20 protein-coding genes are annotated in these 22,923 nt (G+C 57.1%); 6 read left to right on the top strand and 14 right to left on the bottom strand.

All coding sequences use genetic code 11. The annotated features are described in order from the left end of the window. Positions 1-13: 13 nt before the first annotated feature. On the bottom strand, positions 14-1,006 hold the full coding sequence (locus tag B4M48_RS09485; RefSeq protein WP_039384474.1) for a 2-hydroxyacid dehydrogenase: 993 nt from the start codon (positions 1,004-1,006) through the stop codon (positions 14-16). A 164-nt stretch (positions 1,007-1,170) separates the two neighbouring features. Between B4M48_RS09485 and B4M48_RS09480 the strand changes: the two genes are divergently transcribed. Genes B4M48_RS09480 through B4M48_RS09470 form a run of 3 tightly spaced genes read left to right on the top strand, consistent with a single transcriptional unit; the run spans position 1,171 to position 4,300 of the window. Beyond that, positions 1,171-3,783: a YdbH family protein gene (locus tag B4M48_RS09480; RefSeq protein ID WP_203025440.1), complete on the top strand. Its 2,613-nt coding sequence runs from the start codon at positions 1,171-1,173 to the stop codon at positions 3,781-3,783. Positions 3,784-3,785: 2 nt separating this feature from the next. Beyond that, a complete protein-coding gene (locus B4M48_RS09475; protein WP_039385947.1) occupies positions 3,786-3,971 on the top strand; it encodes a YnbE family lipoprotein in 186 nt (61 codons plus the stop codon). After that, on the top strand, positions 3,971-4,300 hold the full coding sequence (locus B4M48_RS09470; RefSeq protein WP_039384472.1) for a YdbL family protein: 330 nt from the start codon (positions 3,971-3,973) through the stop codon (positions 4,298-4,300). Before B4M48_RS09475 ends, B4M48_RS09470 begins: the two co-directional genes overlap by 1 nt. A gap of 70 nt (positions 4,301-4,370) precedes the next feature. Here the strand turns inward: B4M48_RS09470 and B4M48_RS09465 are convergent, their stop codons facing one another. From B4M48_RS09465 to B4M48_RS09455, 3 genes are all read right to left on the bottom strand, one after another. After that, entirely contained in the window at positions 4,371-5,513 is a 1,143-nt protein-coding gene (locus tag B4M48_RS09465) for a hypothetical protein (protein ID WP_288656485.1), read from the bottom strand. A gap of 339 nt (positions 5,514-5,852) precedes the next feature. Further along, a complete protein-coding gene (azoR, locus tag B4M48_RS09460) occupies positions 5,853-6,452 on the bottom strand; it encodes an FMN-dependent NADH-azoreductase (protein ID WP_071668845.1) in 600 nt (199 codons plus the stop codon). Between the two features lie 16 nt (positions 6,453-6,468). Continuing rightward, complete coding sequence (locus B4M48_RS09455; protein WP_139239672.1) at positions 6,469-6,717, bottom strand: hypothetical protein; 249 nt, start codon at positions 6,715-6,717, stop codon at positions 6,469-6,471. On the opposite strand from B4M48_RS09455, the gene hrpA reads away from it, so the two are divergent. After that, on the top strand, positions 6,704-10,600 hold the full coding sequence (gene hrpA, locus B4M48_RS09450) for an ATP-dependent RNA helicase HrpA (RefSeq protein WP_288656482.1): 3,897 nt from the start codon (positions 6,704-6,706) through the stop codon (positions 10,598-10,600). The genes B4M48_RS09455 and hrpA overlap by 14 nt on opposite strands. A 43-nt stretch (positions 10,601-10,643) precedes the next feature. Here the strand turns inward: hrpA and B4M48_RS09445 are convergent, their stop codons facing one another. The 5 genes from B4M48_RS09445 to rstA form a co-directional block, all read right to left on the bottom strand. Next, positions 10,644-11,450, bottom strand: coding sequence for a trypsin-like serine peptidase (locus tag B4M48_RS09445; protein WP_039384464.1), 807 nt, complete (start codon positions 11,448-11,450; stop codon positions 10,644-10,646). A 270-nt stretch (positions 11,451-11,720) separates the two neighbouring features. Next, positions 11,721-12,143, bottom strand: coding sequence for an acid resistance repetitive basic protein Asr (asr, locus tag B4M48_RS09440; RefSeq protein WP_039384462.1), 423 nt, complete (start codon positions 12,141-12,143; stop codon positions 11,721-11,723). A gap of 158 nt (positions 12,144-12,301) precedes the next feature. Next, on the bottom strand, positions 12,302-13,786 hold the full coding sequence (locus B4M48_RS09435) for a carboxypeptidase M32 (RefSeq protein WP_288656479.1): 1,485 nt from the start codon (positions 13,784-13,786) through the stop codon (positions 12,302-12,304). A gap of 12 nt (positions 13,787-13,798) precedes the next feature. Beyond that, positions 13,799-15,109, bottom strand: coding sequence for a two-component system sensor histidine kinase RstB (gene rstB / locus B4M48_RS09430; RefSeq protein ID WP_039384456.1), 1,311 nt, complete (start codon positions 15,107-15,109; stop codon positions 13,799-13,801). Next, positions 15,109-15,831: a two-component system response regulator RstA gene (gene rstA / locus B4M48_RS09425; RefSeq protein WP_039384454.1), complete on the bottom strand. Its 723-nt coding sequence runs from the start codon at positions 15,829-15,831 to the stop codon at positions 15,109-15,111. The genes rstB and rstA overlap by 1 nt, the downstream gene beginning before the upstream one ends. A 176-nt stretch (positions 15,832-16,007) precedes the next feature. Between rstA and B4M48_RS09420 the strand changes: the two genes are divergently transcribed. Beyond that, the gene (locus B4M48_RS09420; protein ID WP_039384453.1) at positions 16,008-16,421 is read left to right on the top strand and encodes a hypothetical protein; all 414 of its coding nucleotides are present in this window, start codon (positions 16,008-16,010) and stop codon (positions 16,419-16,421) included. Here the strand turns inward: B4M48_RS09420 and B4M48_RS09415 are convergent, their stop codons facing one another. From B4M48_RS09415 to B4M48_RS09400, 4 genes are all read right to left on the bottom strand, one after another. Beyond that, positions 16,422-17,813: a basic amino acid/polyamine antiporter gene (locus B4M48_RS09415; protein WP_039384450.1), complete on the bottom strand. Its 1,392-nt coding sequence runs from the start codon at positions 17,811-17,813 to the stop codon at positions 16,422-16,424. 205 nt (positions 17,814-18,018) lie between these two features. Further along, positions 18,019-18,975, bottom strand: a complete 957-nt coding sequence (gene ydgH / locus B4M48_RS09410) for a DUF1471 family protein YdgH (RefSeq protein WP_039384446.1) — start codon at positions 18,973-18,975, stop codon at positions 18,019-18,021. A 302-nt stretch (positions 18,976-19,277) separates the two neighbouring features. Further along, on the bottom strand, positions 19,278-20,234 hold the full coding sequence (gene uspE / locus B4M48_RS09405; protein ID WP_071668843.1) for a universal stress protein UspE: 957 nt from the start codon (positions 20,232-20,234) through the stop codon (positions 19,278-19,280). 118 nt (positions 20,235-20,352) lie between these two features. Beyond that, positions 20,353-21,105: an FNR family transcription factor gene (locus B4M48_RS09400; RefSeq protein ID WP_039384441.1), complete on the bottom strand. Its 753-nt coding sequence runs from the start codon at positions 21,103-21,105 to the stop codon at positions 20,353-20,355. Between the two features lie 251 nt (positions 21,106-21,356). Between B4M48_RS09400 and smrA the strand changes: the two genes are divergently transcribed. Further along, positions 21,357-21,920 (top strand): DNA endonuclease SmrA, encoded by a 564-nt coding sequence (gene smrA / locus B4M48_RS09395; RefSeq protein WP_071668842.1) that lies wholly within the window; start codon positions 21,357-21,359, stop codon positions 21,918-21,920. Here smrA and B4M48_RS09390 read toward each other — a convergent pair. After that, positions 21,917-22,837: a LysR substrate-binding domain-containing protein gene (locus B4M48_RS09390; protein WP_071668841.1), complete on the bottom strand. Its 921-nt coding sequence runs from the start codon at positions 22,835-22,837 to the stop codon at positions 21,917-21,919. The genes smrA and B4M48_RS09390 overlap by 4 nt on opposite strands. Positions 22,838-22,923 lie beyond the last annotated feature (86 nt).

Raw genomic sequence — 22,923 nt, 5'->3', positions numbered from 1 at the left:
CGGGCGCACCATTTCAGGGCTTAACCCGGTTCGGGCACGCTTCGCCTTTATCGAGCTGCTGCAGATTACCCAGCGTGGTTTCTGAGATGGCGGTCAGGGCTTCTGCGGTCAGAAACGCCTGATGTCCGGTAAACAGCACGTTGTGGCAGGCAGAGAGGCGGCGGAAAATGTCGTCCTGAATAACGTCGTTCGATTTGTCCTCAAAAAACAGATCGCGTTCATTTTCATAGACGTCCATTCCCAGCGACCCGATCTTCTGCTGTTTTAGCGCTTCAATAGCCGCCTGCGAATCGATCAGGCCGCCGCGGCTGGTATTGATGATCATCACGCCATCTTTCATTTCGCTGAACGCCTGCGCGTTAAGCATATGATGATTTTCCGGCGTCATCGGGCAGTGCAGCGTAATCACATCCGAGCGGGCAAACAGCGTTTTCAGATCGACATATTCTGCACCCAGCTCAAGCGCAGCGTCGCTCGGGTAGGGATCACAGGCCAGCAGCTTCATGCCAAATCCTTTCAGGATCCGCAGCGTAGCCACACCGATTTTCCCCGTACCGACCACGCCTGCGGTTTTATTGTGCATGTTGAAGCCGGTCAGGCCATCAAGCGAAAAGTTTGCGTCACGGGTGCGCTGATAAGCGCGATGAATGCGGCGATTCAGCGCCAACATCATACCCACCGTGTGTTCCGCCACCGCTTCCGGGGAGTAGGCGGGCACGCGTACGACCTCCATGCCCAGCTCAGCAGCCGCCTGCAGATCGACGTTATTGAATCCGGCACAGCGCAGGGCAATATACTTAATGCCCAATGCCGCCAGCTCTTCCAGTACCGCTCTGCCGCACTCGTCATTTACGAAAATACAGACCGCGTCACAGCCGGCGGCATTTTTTGCCGTATCCTCGCTGAGCAGGAAATCAAAGAACACCAGCTCAAATCCAAAACGGGCATTGACCTGTTCAAAATATTTCTGGTCATAGTGCTTGGTGCTGTAAACCGCAACTTTCATTGTTTCGCTCCTGAAAAATGCCATGTCGGTATCATTAAAGGATAACGGTTTCTGCGCGACTTTGCTTTTCTTCACGCAGCAGGCCAGGCTAACACCTTCATTTGCGAATGATTACGTGCCATCATTTCGGCAGGAAAATATAAACAACAGGATAGTTACCCGCCATGACGCGTGGCCTTCGCCGACTACTTGCCGCCTTGCTGGCGCTGATTCTGCTGCTGCTGGGCCTGCTGCTGACGCTGACGCAGTGGCTGCCACGGCTGGCCGGTATCTGGCTGCCGGATGAGACGCGCATCGAAATTGAGGGCAGGCCGGGCTGGCAGCAGGGCGCAGTGACGTTGCCGCAGCTGCGTTACCTGACGGGCAGCTGTACGCTGGCTAAGGTTGAGCAGGTGGCGCTGGGCCGCTCACAGCAGCGCTGGCAGCTTAGCGCACAGCGCGTCACGCTTAACAGCGCCTGCTGGCAGTCGCTGCCGCCGCAGCCAGCTTCTGCCGTACCGCGTACGCTGGCCGACTGGCAGCAGCGCCTGCCGGGGGCCGATGTGCATATCGGCAGGCTGGCCGTCCTGCCGTGGCAGCACTATGCCGGTGAACTCGATCTCACGCTTGCACCGGAACAGCAGCAGCTGCGCTATCGCGGCGATAATCTCAGCCTGAACGCACGCCTGCAGGGCCAGACGCTGACGGTCGACTCTCTTAAGTTACAACATCCTTTTCTGACACAACCGCTGGCGTTACATGGCAGCGTAGCGCTGCCCACATTTGCGGATGGCTTGCCAGTAACCGGCGCGCTGCAGAGTGAGCTAAGCGTGGCTCAGTGGCCGCAGCCGCTGACGCTGGATCTGCAGTGGCAGCAGCAGCAGGGTAAGCTGATCGTTCAGGAGCAGGGCGATGAGACACCGCTGCTTGAGCTGCCGTGGCAGAGCGACCGCGATACGTTTCAGATCGCCGACGGGCGCTGGCGCTGGCCTCTGGCCAGTCAGATGCTGTCAGGCGGCGTGGGGCTGACCCTGACCGGATGGCAGCAGGGGATGGACAACCTGCGCGTGCAGGGGCGGCTGAATCTGCTGACGCAGGGGCGCGGCGGTAAAGGCAATGTGGTACTGAGCGTCGGGCCGGGACCGCTGCGCGTAACGGATAACGCGCTGCCGCTGCGCATTACCGGCGAGAGTAAATTTGCCGGGCTGCAGCTCTATGGCAGCCTGCCCGGCGAGCTGCGCGGTGCACTCAGCGCGCCGACGCTGACGTTCCAGCCAGGCGCACTGCTGCGCCTGCGCGGCCAGCTGCTGGATCTCCCTGAAGTGGATGAAGCGCGCTGGCCCCTGGCGGGTGTTTCACTTTCAGCGCAGGGCATTAATGGCCGGCTGCAGGCGATTCTGACGGCGCATAAGCGCGACTATGGTCACTTTACGCTGCATCTGGATGGCCGCGCTGCCGCGTTCTGGCCAGACAGCGGCAGCTGGCGCTGGCGCTACTGGGGCGACGGCAAACTGCAGCCGTTTAACGCAGAGTGGGATGTTACAGGCACCGGCAGCTGGCTGGATCAGCGTATTACGCTGGATACGCTCAATACCGGCCTGAATCAGCTGGCGTGGGGGCCGGTGCAGATTGACCGGCCGCGTATCCGGCTCACTGCGCCGCTGCGCTGGCAGCGGGATAGCACGCAGCCCGGTTTTGCAGGCAGTTTTCGTCTTGATGCGGGGCAAACGCACTTCAGCTACGGCGGCTGGCTGCCGCCTGCAGAGCTGACATTTGATGTAAAAGGCCGCGATCCGGCACGGTTTTTATGGCGCGGTGAACTGCGCGCTGAAGATATCGGCCCGCTGCGCGTGCACGGGCGCTGGGATGGTGAGCGGCTACGCGGGGAGGCCTGGTGGCCGGCACAGTCGCTGCGCGTGTTCCAGCCGCTGCTCAGCAGCGACTTAAAAATGCGTATCCGCAGCGGTGAGCTGCGGGCGCAGGTCGCGTTTTCAGCCGGAGCCAGTCAGGCATTTCAGGCTGGCGGCTTCTTTGCGGTTCAGCAGGGTAGCCTGCAGCTGCCGGACAGTGACATCAACGGCATCGACTTTGCGCTGCCGTTTCGCTATCGCGCTCAGCAGTGGCAGCTGGGACGGCGCGGACCGGTTTCGCTGCGTATCCGCGAGGTTAACAATCAGTTTGCGCTGCAGAATATCACGGCCGATCTGCAGGGTTACTATCCCTGGCAGGAGAGACAGCCGCTTACCCTGAGTAACGTGACGCTCGATTTACTGGGCGGGCACGTCAGTATGCCGGCGCTGCGCATGCCGCAGCGCGAAGCGGCCAGGATTTCGCTGCGCCAGATCGATCTCAGCCGGCTGGTGACGGCACTCAAGCCCAAACAGTTTGCTATGTCGGGTAAGGTTAACGGTGAGCTGCCGCTCTGGCTCAGTAATCCGCAGTGGCTGATCAGAAATGGCTGGATCGCTAACAGCGGGCCGCTCACGTTTCGGCTGGATAAGGATACGGCAGACGCGATTGTAAAAGACAATGTCGCCGCCGGGGCAGCGCTGAGCTGGTTGCGTTATCTGGAGATTTCACGCTCCTGGGCCACACTCGATCTGGATAATACCGGTAATCTGGTGATGCAGTCGCAGGTCACCGGCGTCAGCCAGTTCAGCAACCGGCGCCAGACAATCAATCTCAACTATCGTCATCAGGAGAATCTGTTCCAGCTATGGCGCAGCCTGCGCTTTGGCGATAATTTACAATCCTGGGTGGAGCAGAACGCCACCCTGCCATCAAAGAGGGATCCCTGATGATGAGGTTAAGAGGTGCGCTGCTGGCAGGCAGCGTTGTGCTGGCAGGATGCGTACCGCGGATTGAAGTGGCCGCTCCTGATGCGCCGATTACGATAAATATGAACGTGAAAATTGAACATGAGATCCACATCAAGGTGGATAAAGATGTCGAGGCGCTGCTGCAGAATCAGAGCGGGCTGTTCTGATGGCCCGCAACCGAACAATACGCGCCGTTGCGCTGCTGCTGGTTTTGCTGGCCGGGTCTGCCCATGCGCTGACGCTTGATGAGGCGCGGCAGCAAGGGCGGGTCGGGGAAACGCTGAGCGGCTATGTTGCTGCACGGCAGCAGGATGAGGTCACGCTGGCGCTGGTGAGTCGTATCAATGAGGGCCGCCGGATGGCGTATCAGCGCATTGCCGGAGAAAACAAACTCACAACCAGCGACGTCGCGCGGATTGCCGGAGAGAAGCTGGTGAGCCGGGCCAGCGCAGGGGAATATGTGCGCGGCATCAACGGCCAGTGGCTGCAGAAGTAACCGGTGGCGGCAGAGCGATAACGCCTCCGTCACCGGTCCTGACGGCTGAAAAGAGCACTGCTGTCGGGCATCAGGCCGCACTGCGGATGTCGTAGCCCTTCAGTGCCGGCTGGCCTTCAAGCAGTGCGGCGCGCATTTCATTTTTGTCAAAATGGTGACGTGTACCATAGAGGTTTTTTTTGTCGCTCTGTACATCATTAAACAGCTTCGCATAGCTGGCATTAATCATTCTCTGAGCGATTGACTGCACCGAGTTTGCACGCTGGCGCCTGTTTAAATTCTGAGAAGAACGATGCAGGGTAGCAGAACTTTCCTCTATATTATTGATAACTTCCTGAAGCTGCCTCGTGCGTTGTTGCATAGAAGGTAAGCCGCAGATATTAGCGCGCCTGATGGTGTTATTTTCTGTTACTGTAAAGAGCAGGGAGTTAACACCGGAATTGAGCGCATAATGGTTAGCCTGTTCGCACAGCCTGTGTATATCGACGTCTGCATTTTCTCTTTTAGCTGTTTCGATAATGTCATTTATAGCATCAAATATTATATTTTGCTTTGCTGCGTTATATAAGGACAGGGCTCTAAGAGGATTTTGTTGATATGCATTATTTATTTCATTCATCGCGTCATGGGCTTGTGATTTATTCCTGGATAAATTTTCAAACTGCATTACATTTTCATTCTTTTGCAACCGATAGGTCTGTACCAGTGATGAAACAGAGCGCTTCAGCGATGACCAGATTTGCGTAAATTGATGCCTGATACGGGTCAGTAGTGAAGGCAAGTCTTTATGCCCGGCTCTGATTTTTGCCTCAGCGGTTTCAGGCTCAGGTTTTACTTCTGCCTGAGCAGGCGCCGTCGCAGCCGGCCGGGCGATAATAATATCCTGTGCTGCCGCAGCTGGCGCCACTACAATCGTTGCTATGCCCGGTGCAGCGGTGAAGTTTCTGGCTGAAGCAGTCGGCATATGATTGCCCGTGCTGTGAAGCTTTTCGAAGGTCGGCGTCAGCAGCGAAACTTTCCTGTTCGCTTTCATGGCAGTTATGTCACGCATGTATTCAGCGTTTAACTTTAACTGCGTGCCCTGATTGCCCGTCGCTTTAACAGGCATCTCAAACATTTTAATTTTGTCGATTACGGGCGGGAAGGAATTGATTGCTGCAGTTTTAGCGGGCAGGGTATTACTTACAGGGATATAGCATAACATTAAGGCCATATTATTCTCCTGAAAAAATATTTAGTAATTGAGGTAAGAGTTGAAACCAGTTCCAGCCTCTGTGGCTGAACTTTATTGCGGATTTATCGTGCCACATTGCTTATGAGAAAACTTTCTCATTTCGCTTTTTATTAAAAGGTTTGCGGCACTGTGCTTTGATCAAAAAGCCTTTGTGACTTGTCAGTAACAAAATCAAAACTGTAAAGCAGAATGAGAGAGCGATGTTAAAGTGTAAATTAAAAAGCAGGAAGCTGCCGGCAGGCATAGATATATTGACATTAAAATAAAAACCGGGCACTCAGGCCCGGTAAAAAATAACTCAGCAAATCATTTTTCTAATCAGGCAGAGACGCGCTGTTTAATCGCATCTTTCGCCTCAGCGGTCGCTTTGGTCGCCACTTCCGGACCGTAGGCGATCCCTTCGGCAAACACAAACTCAACGTCAGTGATGCCGATAAAGCCGAGGAACAGCTTCACATACGGCGTCAGCAGATCGGTTGGGGTATCTTTGTGGATACCGCCACGGCTGCTCAGGATCACCGCACGTTTGCCTTTAACCAGACCTTCCGGACCCGCTTCGGTGTAGCGGAAAGTCACGCCCGCGCGGGCAATCAGGTCAAAGTAGTTTTTCAGCTGCGTCGGGATGTTGAAATTGTACATCGGTGCCGCAATAACAATGGTGTCATGCGCCTGAAGCTCAGCGATCAGCGCATCGGAGAGTGCCAGCGCCTCCTGCTGACGCGGAGAAAGCGGCGCATCTGAAGGACGCAGAGCACCCACTAGTTCACCATCCAGTACCGGTACCGGATCGGCAGCCAGGTCGCGTACGGTTACGCTGTCGCCGTTAGCGCGCGCTTCTTCAGCGTAAAAATCAGCCAGCTGGCCTGACTGTGAATAGCCGGCAAGGATACTGGACTTCAGAATTAATACGTGGCTCATAATAGGTTCCTGTGGGTTATGCGGCGGGCTTCCCGCTCAATGCGCCATACTCTACGGCGTTCACCGGCAGCGTAAAAGCGTAATAATTCGAGGCCAATGTTCGAATTAATTGAATAAGCCAGCCGGAGCGGCTCAGCCAGCAGGCTGAGAATATGCTATTATGGCGTCCGGTAATCGATTGAATCTGCCGGGAAAGCGTCCCGGCGCCGCGCGTGTTTCCGCCGTGCTGCACTAACAGGTAATCCATCTCTATGTCATCATCCATTGAATCACCTTTAGCTCCATTCTGGGCCCGGCTTGATGCGCTGACGCTGCGCGATCGCCAGCGCCTGCAGCGACGTCTGCAGGGTGCGGCAAAGGTGAAAAACAGCGCCGCACAGCAGACCATTGCCGCAGAGCTGGCGGAGGAATTCAGCGTTGCCGAACAGCGCATCGTCCGGCGCGTGGCCGGCACCCCGCGCATCACCTTTCCTGAGAATCTGCCGGTCAGCCAGAAGCAGCAGGCGATATCAGACGCGATTCGCGATCATCAGGTAGTGATTGTTGCCGGTGAAACCGGATCGGGTAAAACTACTCAGCTGCCAAAAATCTGCCTGGCGCTGGGACGCGGCGTGAAAGGTCTGATCGGGCACACGCAGCCGCGTCGTCTGGCAGCCCGCACCGTGGCGAACCGCATCGCGGAAGAGCTGGAGACCGCGCCGGGAAGTACCATCGGCTATAAAGTCCGTTTTACCGATCAGGTCAGCGACAGCACGCAGGTCAAACTGATGACCGACGGTATCCTGCTGGCGGAGATCCAGCAGGACCGGCTGCTGCTGCAGTACGACACCATCATTATTGATGAGGCGCATGAACGCAGCCTCAACATCGATTTTCTGCTGGGATACCTGCGTGAGCTGCTGCCGCGCCGCCCCGATCTCAAAGTGATCATCACCTCCGCCACCATCGATCCGCAGCGCTTCTCGCGTCACTTTAATAATGCGCCGGTTATTGAAGTGTCAGGTCGTACCTACCCGGTAGAGGTGCGCTACCGGCCTATCGCGGAAGAAGCGGATGAGAGCGATCGCGATCAGCTGCAGGCCATTTTTGACGCCGTGGATGAGCTGGGGCAGGAGAGCCGTGGCGATATATTGATCTTCATGAGCGGAGAGCGTGAGATCCGCGACACGTCTGATGCGCTGATGAAGCGCGATTTACCGCATACCGAGATCCTGCCGCTCTATGCGCGTCTCTCCAATGCCGAGCAGAATCGCGTGTTTCAGTCCCACAGCGGGCGGCGCATTGTCCTGGCCACGAACGTGGCAGAGACCTCGCTCACCGTGCCGGGCATTAAATATGTCATCGATCCCGGTACCGCGCGAATCAGCCGCTACAGCTATCGCACCAAGGTGCAGCGCCTGCCGATTGAGCCGGTTTCACAGGCTTCGGCAAACCAGCGTAAAGGGCGCTGCGGCCGCGTTTCGGAAGGGATCTGTATCCGGCTCTACTCCGAGGCTGATTTCCTCAGCCGGCCCGCTTTTACCGATCCGGAGATCCTGCGGACCAATCTCGCGTCGGTGATCCTGCAGATGACCGCCCTGGGGCTGGGCGATATTGCGGCGTTCCCGTTTGTGGAAGCGCCTGACAAACGAAATATTCAGGATGGCGTGCGGCTGCTGGAAGAGCTGGGCGCCATTACTCTTAATGAAAATGAGCACTACCGGCTGACGCCGTCCGGTCGTACCCTGGCGCAGCTGCCGGTGGATCCGCGGCTGGCGCGGATGGTGCTGGAGGCGCAGCGCTTTGGCTGCGTGCGCGAGGTGATGATTATCGCGGCGGCGCTCTCGATTCAGGACCCGCGCGAGCGGCCGGTCGAGAAACAGCAGGCGTCCGATGAGAAACATCGCCGCTTTGCTGATAAAGAGTCTGACTTTCTCACCTTTGTTAATCTCTGGAACTATATCCAGGAGCAGCAGAAAGCGCTGTCGGGCAACCAGTTCCGCCGCCAGTGTAAAAGCGACTATCTCAACTATCTGCGCGTGCGCGAATGGCAGGATATCTATACGCAGCTGCGTCAGGTGGTGCGTGAACAGGGGATGCCCGTCAACAGCGAGCCGGCACCTTATCGTGAGGTGCACTGTGCGCTGCTGACCGGCCTGCTGTCGCATATCGGACAGAAAGATGCGGAGAAGCAGGAGTTTACCGGTGCGCGCAACGCCCGCTTTGCCATATTCCCTGGCTCCGGTTTGTTTAAAAAACCGCCGAAATGGACCGTGGTGGCAGAACTGGTAGAAACCAGCCGCCTGTGGGGCCGGGTGGCGGCACGCATCGATCCGGAGTGGATTGAGCCGCTGGCTCAGCACCTTATCAAGCGCAGCTACAGCGAACCGCACTGGGAGAAAGCACAGGGCGCGGTGATGGCTACGGAAAAGGTAACGCTCTACGGGCTGCCCATCGTGCAGGCGCGTAAAGTGAATTACAGCCGCATCGATCCGCAGCTGAGCCGCGAGCTGTTTATTCGCCATGCGCTGGTTGAGGGCGACTGGCAGACGCGCCACGCCTTTTTCCGCACCAACCTGAAGCTGCGCAGTGAAGTTGAGGATCTGGAGCATAAATCACGCCGCCGCGACATTCTGGTGGATGACGAAACGCTGTTTGCTTTTTACGATCGCCGTCTGGGCAAAGAGGTGGTCTCTGCCCGTCACTTTGACAGCTGGTGGAAGCAGGCCAGTAAAGAGAATCCGGACCTGCTCAACTTCGACAAGCAGATGCTGATCAAAGAGGGAGCAGATAAGGTCAGCCAGCTCGACTACCCTAATGTCTGGCAGCAGGGCAACCTGAAGCTGCGGCTCACCTATCAGTTTGAGCCAGGCGCCGATGCGGATGGCGTGACCGTTCATATCCCGCTGCCGCTGCTGAACCAGGTGGATGAAGCGGGTTTTGAGTGGCAGATCCCCGGCGTGCGGCGTGAGCTTATCATCGCGCTGATTAAATCGCTGCCCAAACCGCTGCGCCGCAATTTTGTGCCGGCCCCCAATTACGCGGAAGCGTTTCTCGGTCGCGTTCAGCCGCTGGCACAGCCGCTGCTGGATGCGCTGGAGCGTGAGTTCCGGCGCATGTCAGGCGTGACGATTGAGCGCGATGCCTGGCACTGGGATCAGGTGCCCGATCACCTTAAAATGACGTTCCGCATTGTGGATGAGCACAACCGCAAGCTGCAGGAAGGTAAAGATCTGCATCAGCTGAAACAGGCGCTGAAAGGCAAAGTGCAGGAGACGCTGTCGAAGGTTGCCGATGATGGTCTGGAGCAGAGCGGCCTGCACATCTGGAGTTTTGGCGACCTGCCACAGAGTTATGAGCAGAAGCGCGGCAGCTATCAGGTCAAAGCCTGGCCGGCGCTGGTAGATGAAAAAGATAGCGTGGCGATCCGCCTGTTTGACAGTGAAGAGGAGCAGCAGAAGATGATGTGGCGCGGTCAGCGTCGCCTGCTGCTGCTGAACATTCCGTCACCGGTTAAATATCTGCATGAAAAGCTGCCGAATAAAGCCAAGCTCGGGCTCTACTTTAATCCGTATGGCAAAGTGCTGGAGCTGATAGACGACTGTATTGCCTGCGGCGTGGATAAGCTAATGGCGGAGGCGGGCGGCCCCGCGTGGCAGCAGCAGAATTTTGAGCAGCTGCGCGATAAAGCGCGGGCGGAGCTGAACGACACCGTGGTGACGATTGCGCAGCAGGTTGAGCAGATCCTCACCTGCGTGTTCAATATCAACAAATTTCTGAAAGGCCGCGTGGATATGACGCTGGCGCTGGCGCTGGCAGATATCAAACAGCAGATGAGCGGTCTGGTCTATCGCGGATTTGTCACCGGCAACGGCTACGATCGGCTGGGAGATACGCTGCGCTATCTGCAGGGAATCGAGCGCCGTCTGGAGAAGCTGCCCGCCGATCCGCACAGCGATCGCGCCCGCATGCTGAAGGTACAGGCGGTGGAACAGGCGTGGAACGTCTGGCGCAGCAAGCTGCCGCCGCAGCGCCGGGATGATGCCGATGTAGTGGCGATCCGCTGGATGATTGAAGAGCTGCGCATCAGCTACTTTGCTCAGCAGCTGGGTACTCCCTATCCGGTTTCAGATAAGCGGGTGCTGCAGGCGATGGAGCAGCTGAGCTGAATGCATAATGCGCGCAGGTGTGCGTGATCGCGCGCCTGCCTGCTTATTCAGCCAGCTCTTCGAGTTTATCTTTAAACGAGGTCACGGCAATGGCCCGGTTGTCAGCGCGATAGCGATCGACCGGCGCCGGTGCCGAACTCTGTACGGCGATGAGCTGCCAGCCATCATCTTTTTTCAGCAGCAGCGGGGAGCCGCTGTCGCCAGGCAGCGTATCGCACTGGTGCGAAAGCACGGCGCGCTGCGCCCAGCCGGTGACTATACAGTCGCTATGCGAATAGAGTGAATCGAGGTGATCGGCCGGATAACCCGCCTGCGTGACTTTGCGTCCGCTCTCTTTGAGCGCGGCGGTGAGATCGCTGCGAGAGCCATCAAACAGCGGGATCGGCACAATACCTGAAGGGGGGTTGTGCAGGATTACCAGACCATAATCGTAAGGCGCGGCGGCAGAGGGCACAATCCAGCCCTCGCCATCGGCCTGCAGGCGCCGCGCCAGCGACGGCTCAACCCGGGCATCTATATCGTGAATTTCGTAACGCCAGCCTTTTTCACCCGCCATAAAGCGCAGCGCAACCGGCTTATCGAACCGGCCTGGCGGTGTCAGCAGGCAGTGGCCGGCGGTCAGGGCCAGATGAGCAGAGATCAGCGTGGCGGTGCAGAGGTTGCCGCTTTCCGTCTCCAGCTGACCAATGGCATCCCAGGGCGCAGCGGCCACGTCGCTTATTGCCTGGCGATGGTCTTTACCAAAAAACAGCGTCTTGATCTCTTCGGGACTCAGCCCGTCTTCATCATCGGCGTGTGCTGTGAGGGTAAAGCCGAAAATACCAATAAATAACAGAATTGCCAGGCGCATAGTTCTCTCGACAGGGAGAATAAAAGGGAGTTTTTGTTATCACGCTTAGGCGATAACTATAGTCGGTGAGCGGTAAAAAAGGGAGAAATATTGGAGTAATCAGCGCGCTACAGCCATCAAATAAAAAAACTGGCCGCGACAATGCCGCAGAGAATCATCACAATGAGAATAATTTCGAAGCGATAGCGACGCACCATTTTTCGCTACTCCAGTAAATAAACACCCGGCATAACCGGGTGTTTTAAACAACATCGTGGTGTTGGCGCGAACTTATTTCGCTGATTTTTTCATTTTGTGATGCTTTTTAGCTGCCTGCGCTTTCTGCGCAACTTTAGCGTGGTGCTTTTTAGCCGCCTGCGCTTTCTGTGCAGCAGGTTTAGCGGATTTCACGTGGTGCTTTTTGGCAGCCTGCGCTTTCTGTGCAGCGGGCTGAGTTGATTTTTTGTGATGCTTTTTAGCGGCCTGCGCTTTCTGTTCAGCAGGCTTGGTTGCTTTTTTATGATGCTTTTTCGCAGCCTGGGCTTTCTGCGCAGCAGCTTTATGTTTGTGATGCACCATTTTATGTTTAGCTGGCGCAGCGGTAGTGGAGCTGGTGGTGGCAGTTGCCGCCGGAGCAGCGGTTGTCTCAGCAGCAAAAGCAGCAGAAGAGAGACCCATAGCAGCGGCGATTACCAGTGCACATAATTTTTTCATCGCTTAATCCTCGGACTATTTTTTCATATGTAGCCCACTGCGGGGCCGGTGAAAACACTATATGAAAAAGCGATTTCGCTTTCCGTGAGGGATTGGTATCGGCGTGTAACGGATTGTACAAGGCGGGAAAGTGGCGGCCGTTGCGGCCGCCTGCGGGGTCAATCGGCGAGGTAGCGCTGCTCAAGGTGCTGACGGAAATAGTCCGGATTCAGCGCTTCACCGGTGGCGTTGCGCAGCAGCTGTTCAGTCGGGAAGCGACTGCCGTGCTGCCAGATATTCTGCTGCAGCCAGTCAAATACCGGCTGCAGCTCGCCGTTGAGGATCAGCGTCTCCAGCTGCGGGATCGCGCGCTTAACTGCCTGATAAAGCTGTGCCGCATACATCGCGCCCAGCGTATAGGTCGGGAAATAGCCGAACGCGCCGTCGGTCCAGTGGATATCCTGCATACAGCCATCGCGATAGTTGCCACGGGTATCAATGCCGAGCGACTGCTGCATTTTTTCATCCCACAGCGCCGGAATATCCTCTACCTCAATCTCACCTTCAATCAGCGCGCGCTCAATCTCATAGCGCAGAATAACGTGTGCCGGATAGCTCAGCTCATCGGCATCGACGCGGATAAAGCCAGGCTTGACGCGCTGCGCCAGACGAATAAAGTTAGGCGTCTCCAGCGCAGGCTGCTCACCCATCAGCGCGACGACCTGCGGCTGAATATGCTGCAAAAAGGCGCGGCTGCGGCCCAGCTGCATCTCCATAAACAGGCTCTGCGACTCATGAATCGCGGTAGAGCGCGCCAGGGCCACTGGCTGACCGCGCCACTGCTGTGGCAGATTCTGTTCGTAGCGCGCGTGCCCGGTCTCATGGATCACACCCATCATGGCGCTGAGAAACTCGCTTTCGTTGTAGCGCGTGGTGATGCGCACGTCGTCCGGCACACCGCCGCAAAAAGGGTGGGCGCTGACATCCAGACGACCATGATTGAAATCGAAGCCGAGCAGCTTCATTACGCTCAGCCCCAGCTGCTTCTGTGACTCAACGGCAAAGGGTCCCAGCGGCTGAAGCGGCGCCTGCGCCTGCTTTGCCACCGCCCGCTGCAGTAAATCAGGCAGCCAGCTTTTCAGCGCGCCAAAAGTGGCGTCAAGCCGGGCGCTGGTCATGCCTGGCTCATACAGATCCAGCAGCGCGTCATAGCGCGACGTGCTGGCCGCAGCGGCGCGCAGCTGCGCCTCTTCCCGGCTCAGCCGGACAACCTCTTTGAGGTTAGCGCTGAAGCCCTGCCAGTCATTCGCCGGGCGCTGCGATCGCCACGCATGCTCGCAGCGCGAGCCCGCCAGCGATTTTGCTTCGACCAGCGCGGCGGGAAGCAGCGTTGCCTGACGCCAGGCGCGCTGCATCTCCGCCACGTTTGCCTGCTCAACATCGTTCAGCGACTCCTGCTCAGCAGCAGAGAAAAGCCCTTCCAGCGCCGGCGCGGTCAGCAGCTCATGCATAAACACGCTGAGTTCGGCCAGCGCTTCGCCACGCGTCTGACTGCCGCCGGGCGGCATGGTAGTCTGCATATCAACCCCGGCAATCGCACCGAGGTGACCGAAACGGGAAAGGCGCTGAAACGTGCGGGTAAGTTCCTGATAAGCTGATGTCACAGCCAGATCTCCTTAAGCGGGTAAGCGGGGGGGTGTCTCACGCAAGGGTAAATCAACCGGCCAGCAAAAGCGAACGCTGGCGCCGCCGAGCGGCGAGCTCTCGATCACCACCTGACCCTGCAGCGCCTGGGCAATCGAATGGACGATAGCCAGCCCGAGGCCGCAGCCGCCGGTCGCGCGATCGCGGCTGGGATCGAGACGAACGAAAGGCTCAAAAACCCGCTGGCGCTCTTCGGCCGGAATGCCGGGACCATCATCCTCTACCTGCAAAATGCCGGTTGTGCCGTCAAACCAGAGGCTGACGCGCAGCCGCTCAGTAGCGTAGCGCAACGCATTATTGACGAGGTTATCCAGCACCCGCTCCATCAGCCGCATGTCGGCGCTGCCGGTATTCTGCAGCTGCGGAATATCCAGCGCGATCTGCGTGTGCGGCTGCATACTCTGTACATCAGCAATATAGAGCCGCAGCCACTGCGCCAGGTCGAACGACTGCAGATGCAGGTCGACCCGCGGACGGTCCAGCCGGGCATAGGTCAGCAGTTCTTCAATCAGGCTCTCCAGCTGGCCCACATCGCGATTCAGCGCGGCGGACTCCGCCTCTGTCAGGTTATCGCTCATCTCCAGCCGGTAGCGCAGGCGCACCAGCGGCGTGCGCAGCTCGTGGGCGATGCCATCAATCAGCTGTTTTTTGCTGGCCACCAGCGTATTGATGTTATCCGCCATCTGGTTAAACGCCACGCCGAGACTGTGAAGGCTGGAGGTGCTTTCAAAATGGGTGCGCACGTCCAGCTCACCGCGGCCAAAGCGCTCCGCGGCTTTCTCCAGCCGCTGCATCTCCTGCCAGTGCGGACGCAGCCAGATAAATACCGGCAGTGCCAGCGACATACCGATAAACGCCACCAGCGCAATATCCAGCAGCCGCATCTGATGCAGATAAAACAGATAGGGGATAGGCCCGACAGAGAGCACGTAGTGGCTGCGGGGAATATGCTGCAGAAAGGTGTATTGATCGTCGAGTGCGACAATTTCGCCGGCGCGCAGACGTTTCATATCCCTCTCATCCAGCTGGTATTTGCTCATAGGTTCGATATTGAGATCGAATGAGAGGTCAAGATCGAGACTGCGGATAGTTTTGTTCCAGTCGCGCGGCGGGATCTCGCGCAGCTCGCTGCGCATCAGAAACAGCGAGCTGGCCATCAGGTCATTCATCGACTGCCGGCCAGCCCGCTCGGCGGTAAACTTATACACCAGGCCCACCAGCAGGGTCATCACCAGAAAGCAGACAAACAGCAGCAGGTAAAACTGAATAAAGAGCTTTCTCATCAGCTGCGGGTATCCCAGGCCTGAGGCGCAAACAGGTAGCCTTTGTTGCGGATGGTTTTGATGCGAAACGGCTCAGTCGCGCTGTCATAGAGCTTTTTGCGCAGCCGCGAGATAGCCACATCAATACTGCGATCCATGCCGTCATAGCTCACGCCGCGCAGCGTCATCAGCAGCGCGTCGCGATCGAGGATCTCGCCGGCGTGGCTCGCCAGCTGCCACAGCAGATCGAAGTCGGCCGTTGAAAGCGTAATGTTCTCATCAAACAGCAGCACCTGACGGTTCAGCGCATCGATGGTCAGCGAACCAAACCGCAGCACTTTCTGCGACTGCTGCTGTGCCGGCGTGCTCTCCGGCTTGTTGACCACCGCCTGACGCAGATGCAGCCGCAGCCGCGCCAGCAGCACGGCAGGGGGCGTGGTCTTGAGAATGTAGTCATTGGCGCCCATTTCAAGCGCGAGAATATGGTTCATATCGCTGTCGAGTGAGGTCAGCAGGACAATGGGACCACTCCAGTGCGCCCGCAGGTCGCGGCAGAGCGTCATGCCATCTTTACCCGGCAGCATAATATCCAGCAGGACCAGATCCGGCTGGACGTTAAGAATCGTCGCCTCGGCGCGATCGCCGCGCGTTTCGACAACCACGTCAATATCATGGCGGCCCAGATAGGCGGCGATCAGCTCGCCGACTTCCGGCTCATCTTCAACATAGACAATTTTGTTCATAGGTAAGCGCGCTGAAAAAGAATGGCAGCAGCATAGCTTTTCCTGGTCCTGAGCACTACGCTACCGCACGAAATATCCCTGTCTTACTGGTATGTATACTGTGAAATGTGCCATTATTAGCGGCGCGTTAAGGCGCAAGGTTCGGAACCGCATTGAAAAACAGGAGGAGTGCGAGGGTGTCTGATAAAGAGCTGGCTTCAGCCGGATACAGTGATCGCATCTGCTTCAATTACAGTGACTTTCTCTCCGCTTCCTGCAAAAAACGCTGGAGCTTTGTTGACGCCATTTACGGTGTCATGCCCATTTTTGGCATGGTAACCCGCAAGTCCGCTCACAGCTTACAGGCCAGCGACGATCATCTGAAAGAATTAGCGTTGCAAATCATTTCAACGCAGGTCAGCGATGAGATCAATATCGCCCGGCTGATCACGCTGGCGGAGCAGCAGCATATCAGCCGGTTTGATATTCAGCTGCCTTATCCGCTCTCTGCGGAACAGCTTGATGGGATCCACCTCGAATACAGCAAACCCCTGAATCTTACACAGCAGAACGATCTGCTGTGCGTCTCCATTCCGGCACTCGCGCATTGATTACTGCGTAAGCTGCCACAGCGCGGGCAGCGATGCCGCCATCAACAGCACAATCGCCATGCGTTCCAGCTGCAGCAGCGGCTTGTCACCGCGTCCGCCGCGGCGCGCGTAGAGAAACAGCAGCAGTCCCGGCGCGTAAAGCACCACGGAGAGCAGCAGATGCAACGGGCCTGAGGCGTAGAGCAGCCAGAGGCCATACAGCGTGGCACCCAGCCCGATGCTCATCGCCAGCGGTTTCTGCTGGCCGCGCACCACCTTCATCAGATAGAGTCCCACCAGCAGGTAAGGCACCAGAATCATCTCTGAGGCGATTGTCAGCAGGGTATTGTAGTCAGCGCCGGTCAGCGCGATGGCGATCAGGCAAACCTGTACGCTGCCGTTGGTCAGCCACAGCGACGCCGCAGGCGAGTTATGACGGTTTTGTCGGGCGAGGCTGCGCGGAAATGCACCCTGCCGGGCAGCGATAAAGGGAACTTCAGCCGCCATAATGGTCCAGCTGAGATAGGCGCCGCAGACCGAGACAATCAGCCCCGCGGCTATCACCGCATCGCCCCAGTGACCCAGCAGATGCGTCATCAGCCCGGCCATTGACGGGTTGCGCAGCTGCGCCAGCTCAGCGCGCGGGATCACACCCAGCGAGAGCAACGTGACCAGCAGATAAACCAGCAGCGCCGCCAGCACCGCCAGCAGCGTGGCGCGCCCCACATCCTGTTTATTGCGCGCGCGCGCCGATACCACCACGGCACCCTCAACGCCGATAAAGACCCACAGCGTGATAAGCATGGTCTGCTTGATCTGCTGCCACAGCGGCTGACCCAGCTCAGCGCCGCTGAAATCGAAGCTGAACCGGTCATAATTAAATGCCAGCAGCGCCAGCACCACAAACAGCAGCAGCGGGACCAGCTTGCCAAGCGTGGCCAGCATATTAATGCTCGCTGCAGTCTGCACGCCACGCAGCACCAGCCAGTGTACCAGCCAGAGCAGCACCGAAGCGCCCAGCATCGCCTGCCAGGTGTTACCGTCGCCAAACACCACGTGCTGCGGCGTATCGGTAAAAAAGCTCAGCGCAGAGAACACAATCACCAGATAGGAGACGTTGGCGATCACGGCGCAGAGCCAGTAGCCCCACGCCGAGCAGAACCCCGTCAGCTCACCAAACCCGGCGCGGGCATAGGTAAAGATACCGCCGTCGAGCTCCGGTTTGAGCCGCGTCAGCAGCAGCATTGCGAGGGAGAGAAAAATGATACCCACCCCGGTGATGAGCCAGCCGATGAGCAGCGCCGCCGGACCCGCGACGGCCGCCATATTCTGCGGCAGGCTAAACACGCCCGCGCCAAGCATGGAGCTGAGCACCAGAGCCGTCAACGCGCTAAGACCTAATTTTTTATCCAAAATGCCTTTCCTGAACAGCAGAGTATGCTGGGTCGTGAACTTTCCGTAGAAGTGTAGTGCACCATCAGGCGCAGATTAAAACGGAATCCCCTGAAAACAGGCGGCAGATTTTACGAGGAGGAGAGAGGGATGGCAATGCAAGAGTATGCAGATTTGTGCAGGAACTATGCAAACAGCAGGGCAGTCTGGCTGCCCCGCTGCATCATTATTTAAACAGGTCGGCGGTAACGGTAAGGTTGCCACCGCTCTGGTTCTGCCACTGGCGCGTGATGTGGTAATACTTCGCGCCTTTGGCGATAGCCCGCTTGCCGACGGCCTCTGAAATCTCAGTCGGCGTGCCGAAATGATCGGAGAAGGTGATGGTATCAAACGGCTGCATCTGCGCGGCGGTAATCGCATTGACTTCCTGCACGCTGCGGCCGTCTGACTGCTTCACCGTATAGCGTTTGCCGGTTGAACTCTGCGTCTCAAAGAAGCGACCTACATTGGTGCTCGGCGTATCAGAAGAGGCTACACCCGGCAGCGCCACGCGCGACGCCGCTGCGCCGCCAGCGGCCAGCGCGGCTTTTCCGGCTTCAGAATCAGCAGGAATCGAGTTTGATGTATCCTGGACGATACGCGCTTTGGCATCAGCTTTATAGACATAGGCGGTGACGTACTGATTGCCGCCGTTATTGGCATCAACCTGGCGCACGATAAAGAATGAGGCGGCGCCTTTTTTCTGTGCGGCTCTGGAGATCGCATCATTTACCGCAGGCTGGCTGGAGAAGAAGCCACTGACTGAAACCGTGTCGAACGGTTCAAGGCGGTAGGCTTCCGCTTTCGGCAGCTCTTTAACGCCGTTGATCACGCGATACTGCGTATCGGTCGATGCTTTAGCGGCGTCCGCTTTGTATAAATCTGCGGTGACGCGCCAGTTGCCGCCGTTACCGTTGGTATCATTGATGCCCTGAACGTAAAACGAGTCAGCGCCTTTCTCATCTGCTGCTCTCGAGACTGCGCTGGTGGCATCACCGATTGCGTTGAAGCGGCCGTTGATATTAATACGTTCGAATGGTTTCAGGCCGGCCGCTTGTTCCGGCGTCAGCTCTTTGGCAGCAAACGCGTTAGCTGCCAGCAGCGATAACAGAGTAGACGCCAGAATGGTGTTCTTCAGCTTCATAAAAATGATCCTTCGCCTTACGCAAAATGAGTACGAAAACGTGCTGGACTCTTGATGTATAACAGATTAGCCGCTGATTATTGCATGTAATAATCAGCCTGTCTCAGCCAATTTAGCGTGAATGCCGTATGGATGCATGTCTCTTTTTGCGGCAATATTTTTTCTGAAATCGCGGACGCATCTGTCGGGCAGTTAAGCGCGTAGCCCGTTCAGGCTACGCGCTGCGGTATAGGATGTTGTTAAGCGGGGCAATGGATCAGGATGGGCGTAATCATGCAGGGGCGCCGCAGCGCCCGTGACGGTTAATCCTCTTCATCTTCCTCATCATCACGATCGACCGGCGATTTAAAATCATCCGGCTTGATGGCCAGTAAATCACAGCGCAGATGATCAATAACTTGTTCAGCGGTGTTGCCAAGAAAGGCCGCCGAGAGGCCGGTACGGCCAATCGTACCAAGCACGACAATACCGGCATCCAGCTGTGAAGCGATATCGGGGATCACCTCTTCCGGCAGGCCTTTAGCGACGTGAGTAAACTCTTCACCAATGGAAAATTTCTGTCGCAGCGCTTTCATCGCCACCAGATGCTGACCGCGGATAGCGTCGTTATAGACGCTGGGATCAAAATCGGGCAGCTCAATGGCGATATTAATCGGCGTAACCGGATAAGCGCCCACCAGATGGACTTCGGTGTGATTTACCATTTCCGCCAGACGCGCGGTTTCGCGGATCAGTTTCTGATTCAGCTCATCGTGATGCGGCTCTTCGCTGGCGAGGTTTACCGCCACTACCGCTTTACCGCCTTCCGGCCACGGCTGATCTTTTACCATCCACACCGGGCAGGGACATTTACGCAGCAGATGCCAGTCGGTGGGGGTAAAAATAACCGACTCCAGCCGGTCATGCTGGTGTGCCATTTTCAGCACCAGGTCATGATTGTGCGCCAGCACCTCCTGAATAATCGCTTCAAAAGGGCGGTTGTGCCAGACCACTTTGATTTCGATATCTACGCCGGCATCCAGATAGGCCTGCGCCTGCTCACGGATCCACTCGGTGCGCTGGCTAATCACCCCTTTGCGCATATTGGTGCGCTCATCAGGCGAAAGCAGGGTGGTCATTTCATAGGAGAAATCATAGATAGGCAGAAACGCTTTAATTTTTCCGCCGATGCGTTGATTCAGATAAACCGCGCGACGCAGCGCCGGCTGATCGTCCTGCTGAGGATCGATCGCGACCAGAACATGTTGGTAACGGGACATAGCGCACTCTCCTTAGACCCAGGCCATATGGAATAAAGATAGCCTAAGTTTCGGGCGTGCAGAAGCGGAAAAGGTGTAGCCGGATCAATAAAATAACAATTACTGACCCGGCATTGCCTCAGGCGGGTTGTTCCGCCTGACCCGCCAGCTCAGAGAGCAGGGCGTGATCTTCAATAGTGATATATTTGCCTTTAACAGCCAGCATGCCGCTTTTCTGAAAACGCCCCAGCAGGCGGCTGATGGTTTCAACCGTCAGTCCCAGATAATTGCCGATATCGCCGCGCGTCATGGTCAGCCGGAACTCGCGCTGCGAAAAACCGCGCTGGCCAAAGCGCCGCGAGAGATTCCAGATAAAGGCGGCCAGACGCTCTTCAGCATTTTTTCTGGAGAGCAGCATAATCATATCCTGATCGCCTTTAATCTCTCCGCTCATCAGACGCATCATCTGCTGACGCAGTGCGGGCATTTTGCCTGACAGATCGTCCAGCGTCTCAAAAGGGATTTCGCAGACCATGGCCGTCTCCAGCGCCTGTGCGAAGCCCGGGTGCTTAGCGTTAACGATGGCATCAAACCCGACCAGGTCGCCTGCCAGATGAAAGCCGGTGATCTGCTCGTCGCCCTGTTCGGTAATGGTATAACTCTTGATTGTGCCGGAGCGAATGGCATACAGCGACTTCAGTTCGTCACCCGCCTTGAATAATGTCTGGCCTTTCTGAATCGGCTTTTTACGTTCGATGATGTTGTCCAGCTGATCAAGCTCATGCTCATTCAGTGTGAAAGGAATACACAACTGGCTGATACTGCAATCCTGACAGTGGATCGCACATCCGCCAGACTGAATACGTCGAATGCTGCGTTTTTCCTGGATCATATCTGTACGCTCGATGATTATTGACTGCCGTCAATTTTACCATTTTTCTTCCTGCTGTGAATGCATGCAGGCTGGATCTGGCACAAAAACCTTACAAATAATGGGTATTCGCCCGATTGATCTCACCCGCGCGGCGTAACAGCATCCGGCCTCTGCGGTGCAGACCTTTTACCCCGTACGGCAACCTTTGCTATTCTTCAGTTTTATCAGTATGCCGTGCGCATATGCTTAATCGGGTATGGGGAAACATGATGAACCTTGATGATGAAGACCTGTTCCGCGATGCCATGGGGGATGTCACGCCCCTGAAAGATTGTGCTAATACGCAGTGGCTGCGTGCGCCCTCCACTAAAGCGCCACGGACTGTGCCGCCGGAGAGCGAAGAGAACTTTCTTACGCGCGGTTTTCTGGAGATTGTCCCGCTCACATCACCGCTGGAGTACCGGGCAGAAGGCATTCAGCAGGGCGTCGTGGATAAAGTGCGGCTGGGCAAATATCCGCTGGAGGCCAGCCTGAATCTGCTGCGTCAGCCGGTGGAGACCTGCCGCCAGTCGCTGTTCAGTTTTATGCAGGAAGCGCGCCGGCAGGGGCTGCGTAATTTGCTGATTATTCACGGCAAAGGACGTGATGACGAGTCGCATGCCAACATTGTGCGCAGCTATCTGGCGCGCTGGCTGCAGCAGTTTGATCAGGTGCAAAGCTTCTGTACCGCACAACCGCAGCACGGCGGTGCGGGCGCGCTTTATGTGAGTTTGCGTAAAACTGAGCAGGCGCGGCTCGACAACCGCGAGCGGCATGCAAAGCGCAGCCGCTAATGGTGAAACTTGCGGATCGTGGCGATCAGCACTTCGGCGCTGAGGCTGAGCGGATAGCCGCTGCGGGTGATGATCCCTACCGGTTCGCCCGGACCGGGTGAGGCGAGCGGCAGTGCATGCAGGGCATGGTGTTCAAGATCCTCCTTGACCGCGCCAGAAGGAACAAACCAGACGTAGTCGTAGCGCAGCGCCAGCTGGCGGGCAAGGGAGGTAGAGGAGGTTTCAACGCAGTCCGGAGGCAAACTGCAGCTCTGCTCATCCAGCATATGCTGCGCGATGCGCCGCGGCGCGGTGCCTTCCGGCGAGATCACCACCGGCCACTGCATGGCGCGGGACAGTGTGACGTTGTCACTTAAAAGCGGATGTTCCGGCCTGACGACCAGCTTCAGCGACTCCAGAAACAGCAACTCATAACTTAACCCCGCCATCATTTCACTGCTGGCCATGCGGCCAATGCCGACATCAAATTCACCGGCGCGCAGCCCGGCCAGCAGCACGTTGTTGTGCAGCGTGGCTACCTGCACCGTGGTGTTTGGCTGCTGCTCATGAAAGCGGTTCAGAATCTGCGGTAACATGCCCATTGCCGCCGTGGTCAGCGCCCCCAGCCGGATAATAACCGGCCGTCCCGGTGCCGGCGCGTTAAAGCTTTGCGCAGCATGATTCAGCGCGTCCAGCACTTTTACTGCGTAAACCAGAAACTGTTCGCCCGCCGTGGTCAGCTGCGCGCCTGAACGCCCGCGATCCAGCAGGCGCGCGCCTGCCAGCTCTTCAAGCTCATTCAGGGTCTTGGAGAGCGCAGGCTGGCTCAGGCTGAGCGTCTCTGCTGCACGCCCCAGCGTTCCCTGTTGCGCAACGGCGACGAAAGCGTGCAGATGGCGCAGGCGAATGCGCTGGCTGAAAACCGTGTTTTTATCCATAGGGTCAACGTAATCCGTAAGGGCTGGCGAGAGCAACCAGCAAAAATGCGTTCTGTTAACTTAATTGCAAAATGAATTTAACAAAA

It is taken from the genome of Pantoea sp. UBA6567, assembly GCF_002434165.1.
Classification (GTDB): domain Bacteria; phylum Pseudomonadota; class Gammaproteobacteria; order Enterobacterales; family Enterobacteriaceae; genus Pantoea; species Pantoea eucrina.
Note: the sequence above shows the minus strand (reverse complement) of the source record. Positions and strands in the feature narration are given on the sequence as shown.

Excerpts from the sequence above, each read along its gene's own strand:
- B4M48_RS09485 (WP_039384474.1), bottom strand. The coding sequence starts at position 1,006 with ATGAAAGTTGCGGTTTACAGCACCAAGCACTATGACCAGAAATATTTT.
- B4M48_RS09480 (WP_203025440.1), top strand. The coding sequence starts at position 1,171 with ATGACGCGTGGCCTTCGCCGACTACTTGCCGCCTTGCTGGCGCTGATT.
- B4M48_RS09475 (WP_039385947.1), top strand. The coding sequence starts at position 3,786 with ATGAGGTTAAGAGGTGCGCTGCTGGCAGGCAGCGTTGTGCTGGCAGGA.
- B4M48_RS09470 (WP_039384472.1), top strand. The coding sequence starts at position 3,971 with ATGGCCCGCAACCGAACAATACGCGCCGTTGCGCTGCTGCTGGTTTTG.
- B4M48_RS09465 (WP_288656485.1), bottom strand. The coding sequence starts at position 5,513 with ATGGCCTTAATGTTATGCTATATCCCTGTAAGTAATACCCTGCCCGCT.
- azoR (WP_071668845.1), bottom strand. The coding sequence starts at position 6,452 with ATGAGCCACGTATTAATTCTGAAGTCCAGTATCCTTGCCGGCTATTCA.
- hrpA (WP_288656482.1), top strand. The coding sequence starts at position 6,704 with ATGTCATCATCCATTGAATCACCTTTAGCTCCATTCTGGGCCCGGCTT.
- B4M48_RS09455 (WP_139239672.1), bottom strand. The coding sequence starts at position 6,717 with ATGGATGATGACATAGAGATGGATTACCTGTTAGTGCAGCACGGCGGA.
- B4M48_RS09445 (WP_039384464.1), bottom strand. The coding sequence starts at position 11,450 with ATGCGCCTGGCAATTCTGTTATTTATTGGTATTTTCGGCTTTACCCTC.
- asr (WP_039384462.1), bottom strand. The coding sequence starts at position 12,143 with ATGAAAAAATTATGTGCACTGGTAATCGCCGCTGCTATGGGTCTCTCT.
- rstB (WP_039384456.1), bottom strand. The coding sequence starts at position 15,109 with ATGAGAAAGCTCTTTATTCAGTTTTACCTGCTGCTGTTTGTCTGCTTT.
- rstA (WP_039384454.1), bottom strand. The coding sequence starts at position 15,831 with ATGAACAAAATTGTCTATGTTGAAGATGAGCCGGAAGTCGGCGAGCTG.
- ydgH (WP_039384446.1), bottom strand. The coding sequence starts at position 18,975 with ATGAAGCTGAAGAACACCATTCTGGCGTCTACTCTGTTATCGCTGCTG.
- uspE (WP_071668843.1), bottom strand. The coding sequence starts at position 20,234 with ATGTCCCGTTACCAACATGTTCTGGTCGCGATCGATCCTCAGCAGGAC.
- B4M48_RS09400 (WP_039384441.1), bottom strand. The coding sequence starts at position 21,105 with ATGATCCAGGAAAAACGCAGCATTCGACGTATTCAGTCTGGCGGATGT.
- smrA (WP_071668842.1), top strand. The coding sequence starts at position 21,357 with ATGAACCTTGATGATGAAGACCTGTTCCGCGATGCCATGGGGGATGTC.
- B4M48_RS09390 (WP_071668841.1), bottom strand. The coding sequence starts at position 22,837 with ATGGATAAAAACACGGTTTTCAGCCAGCGCATTCGCCTGCGCCATCTG.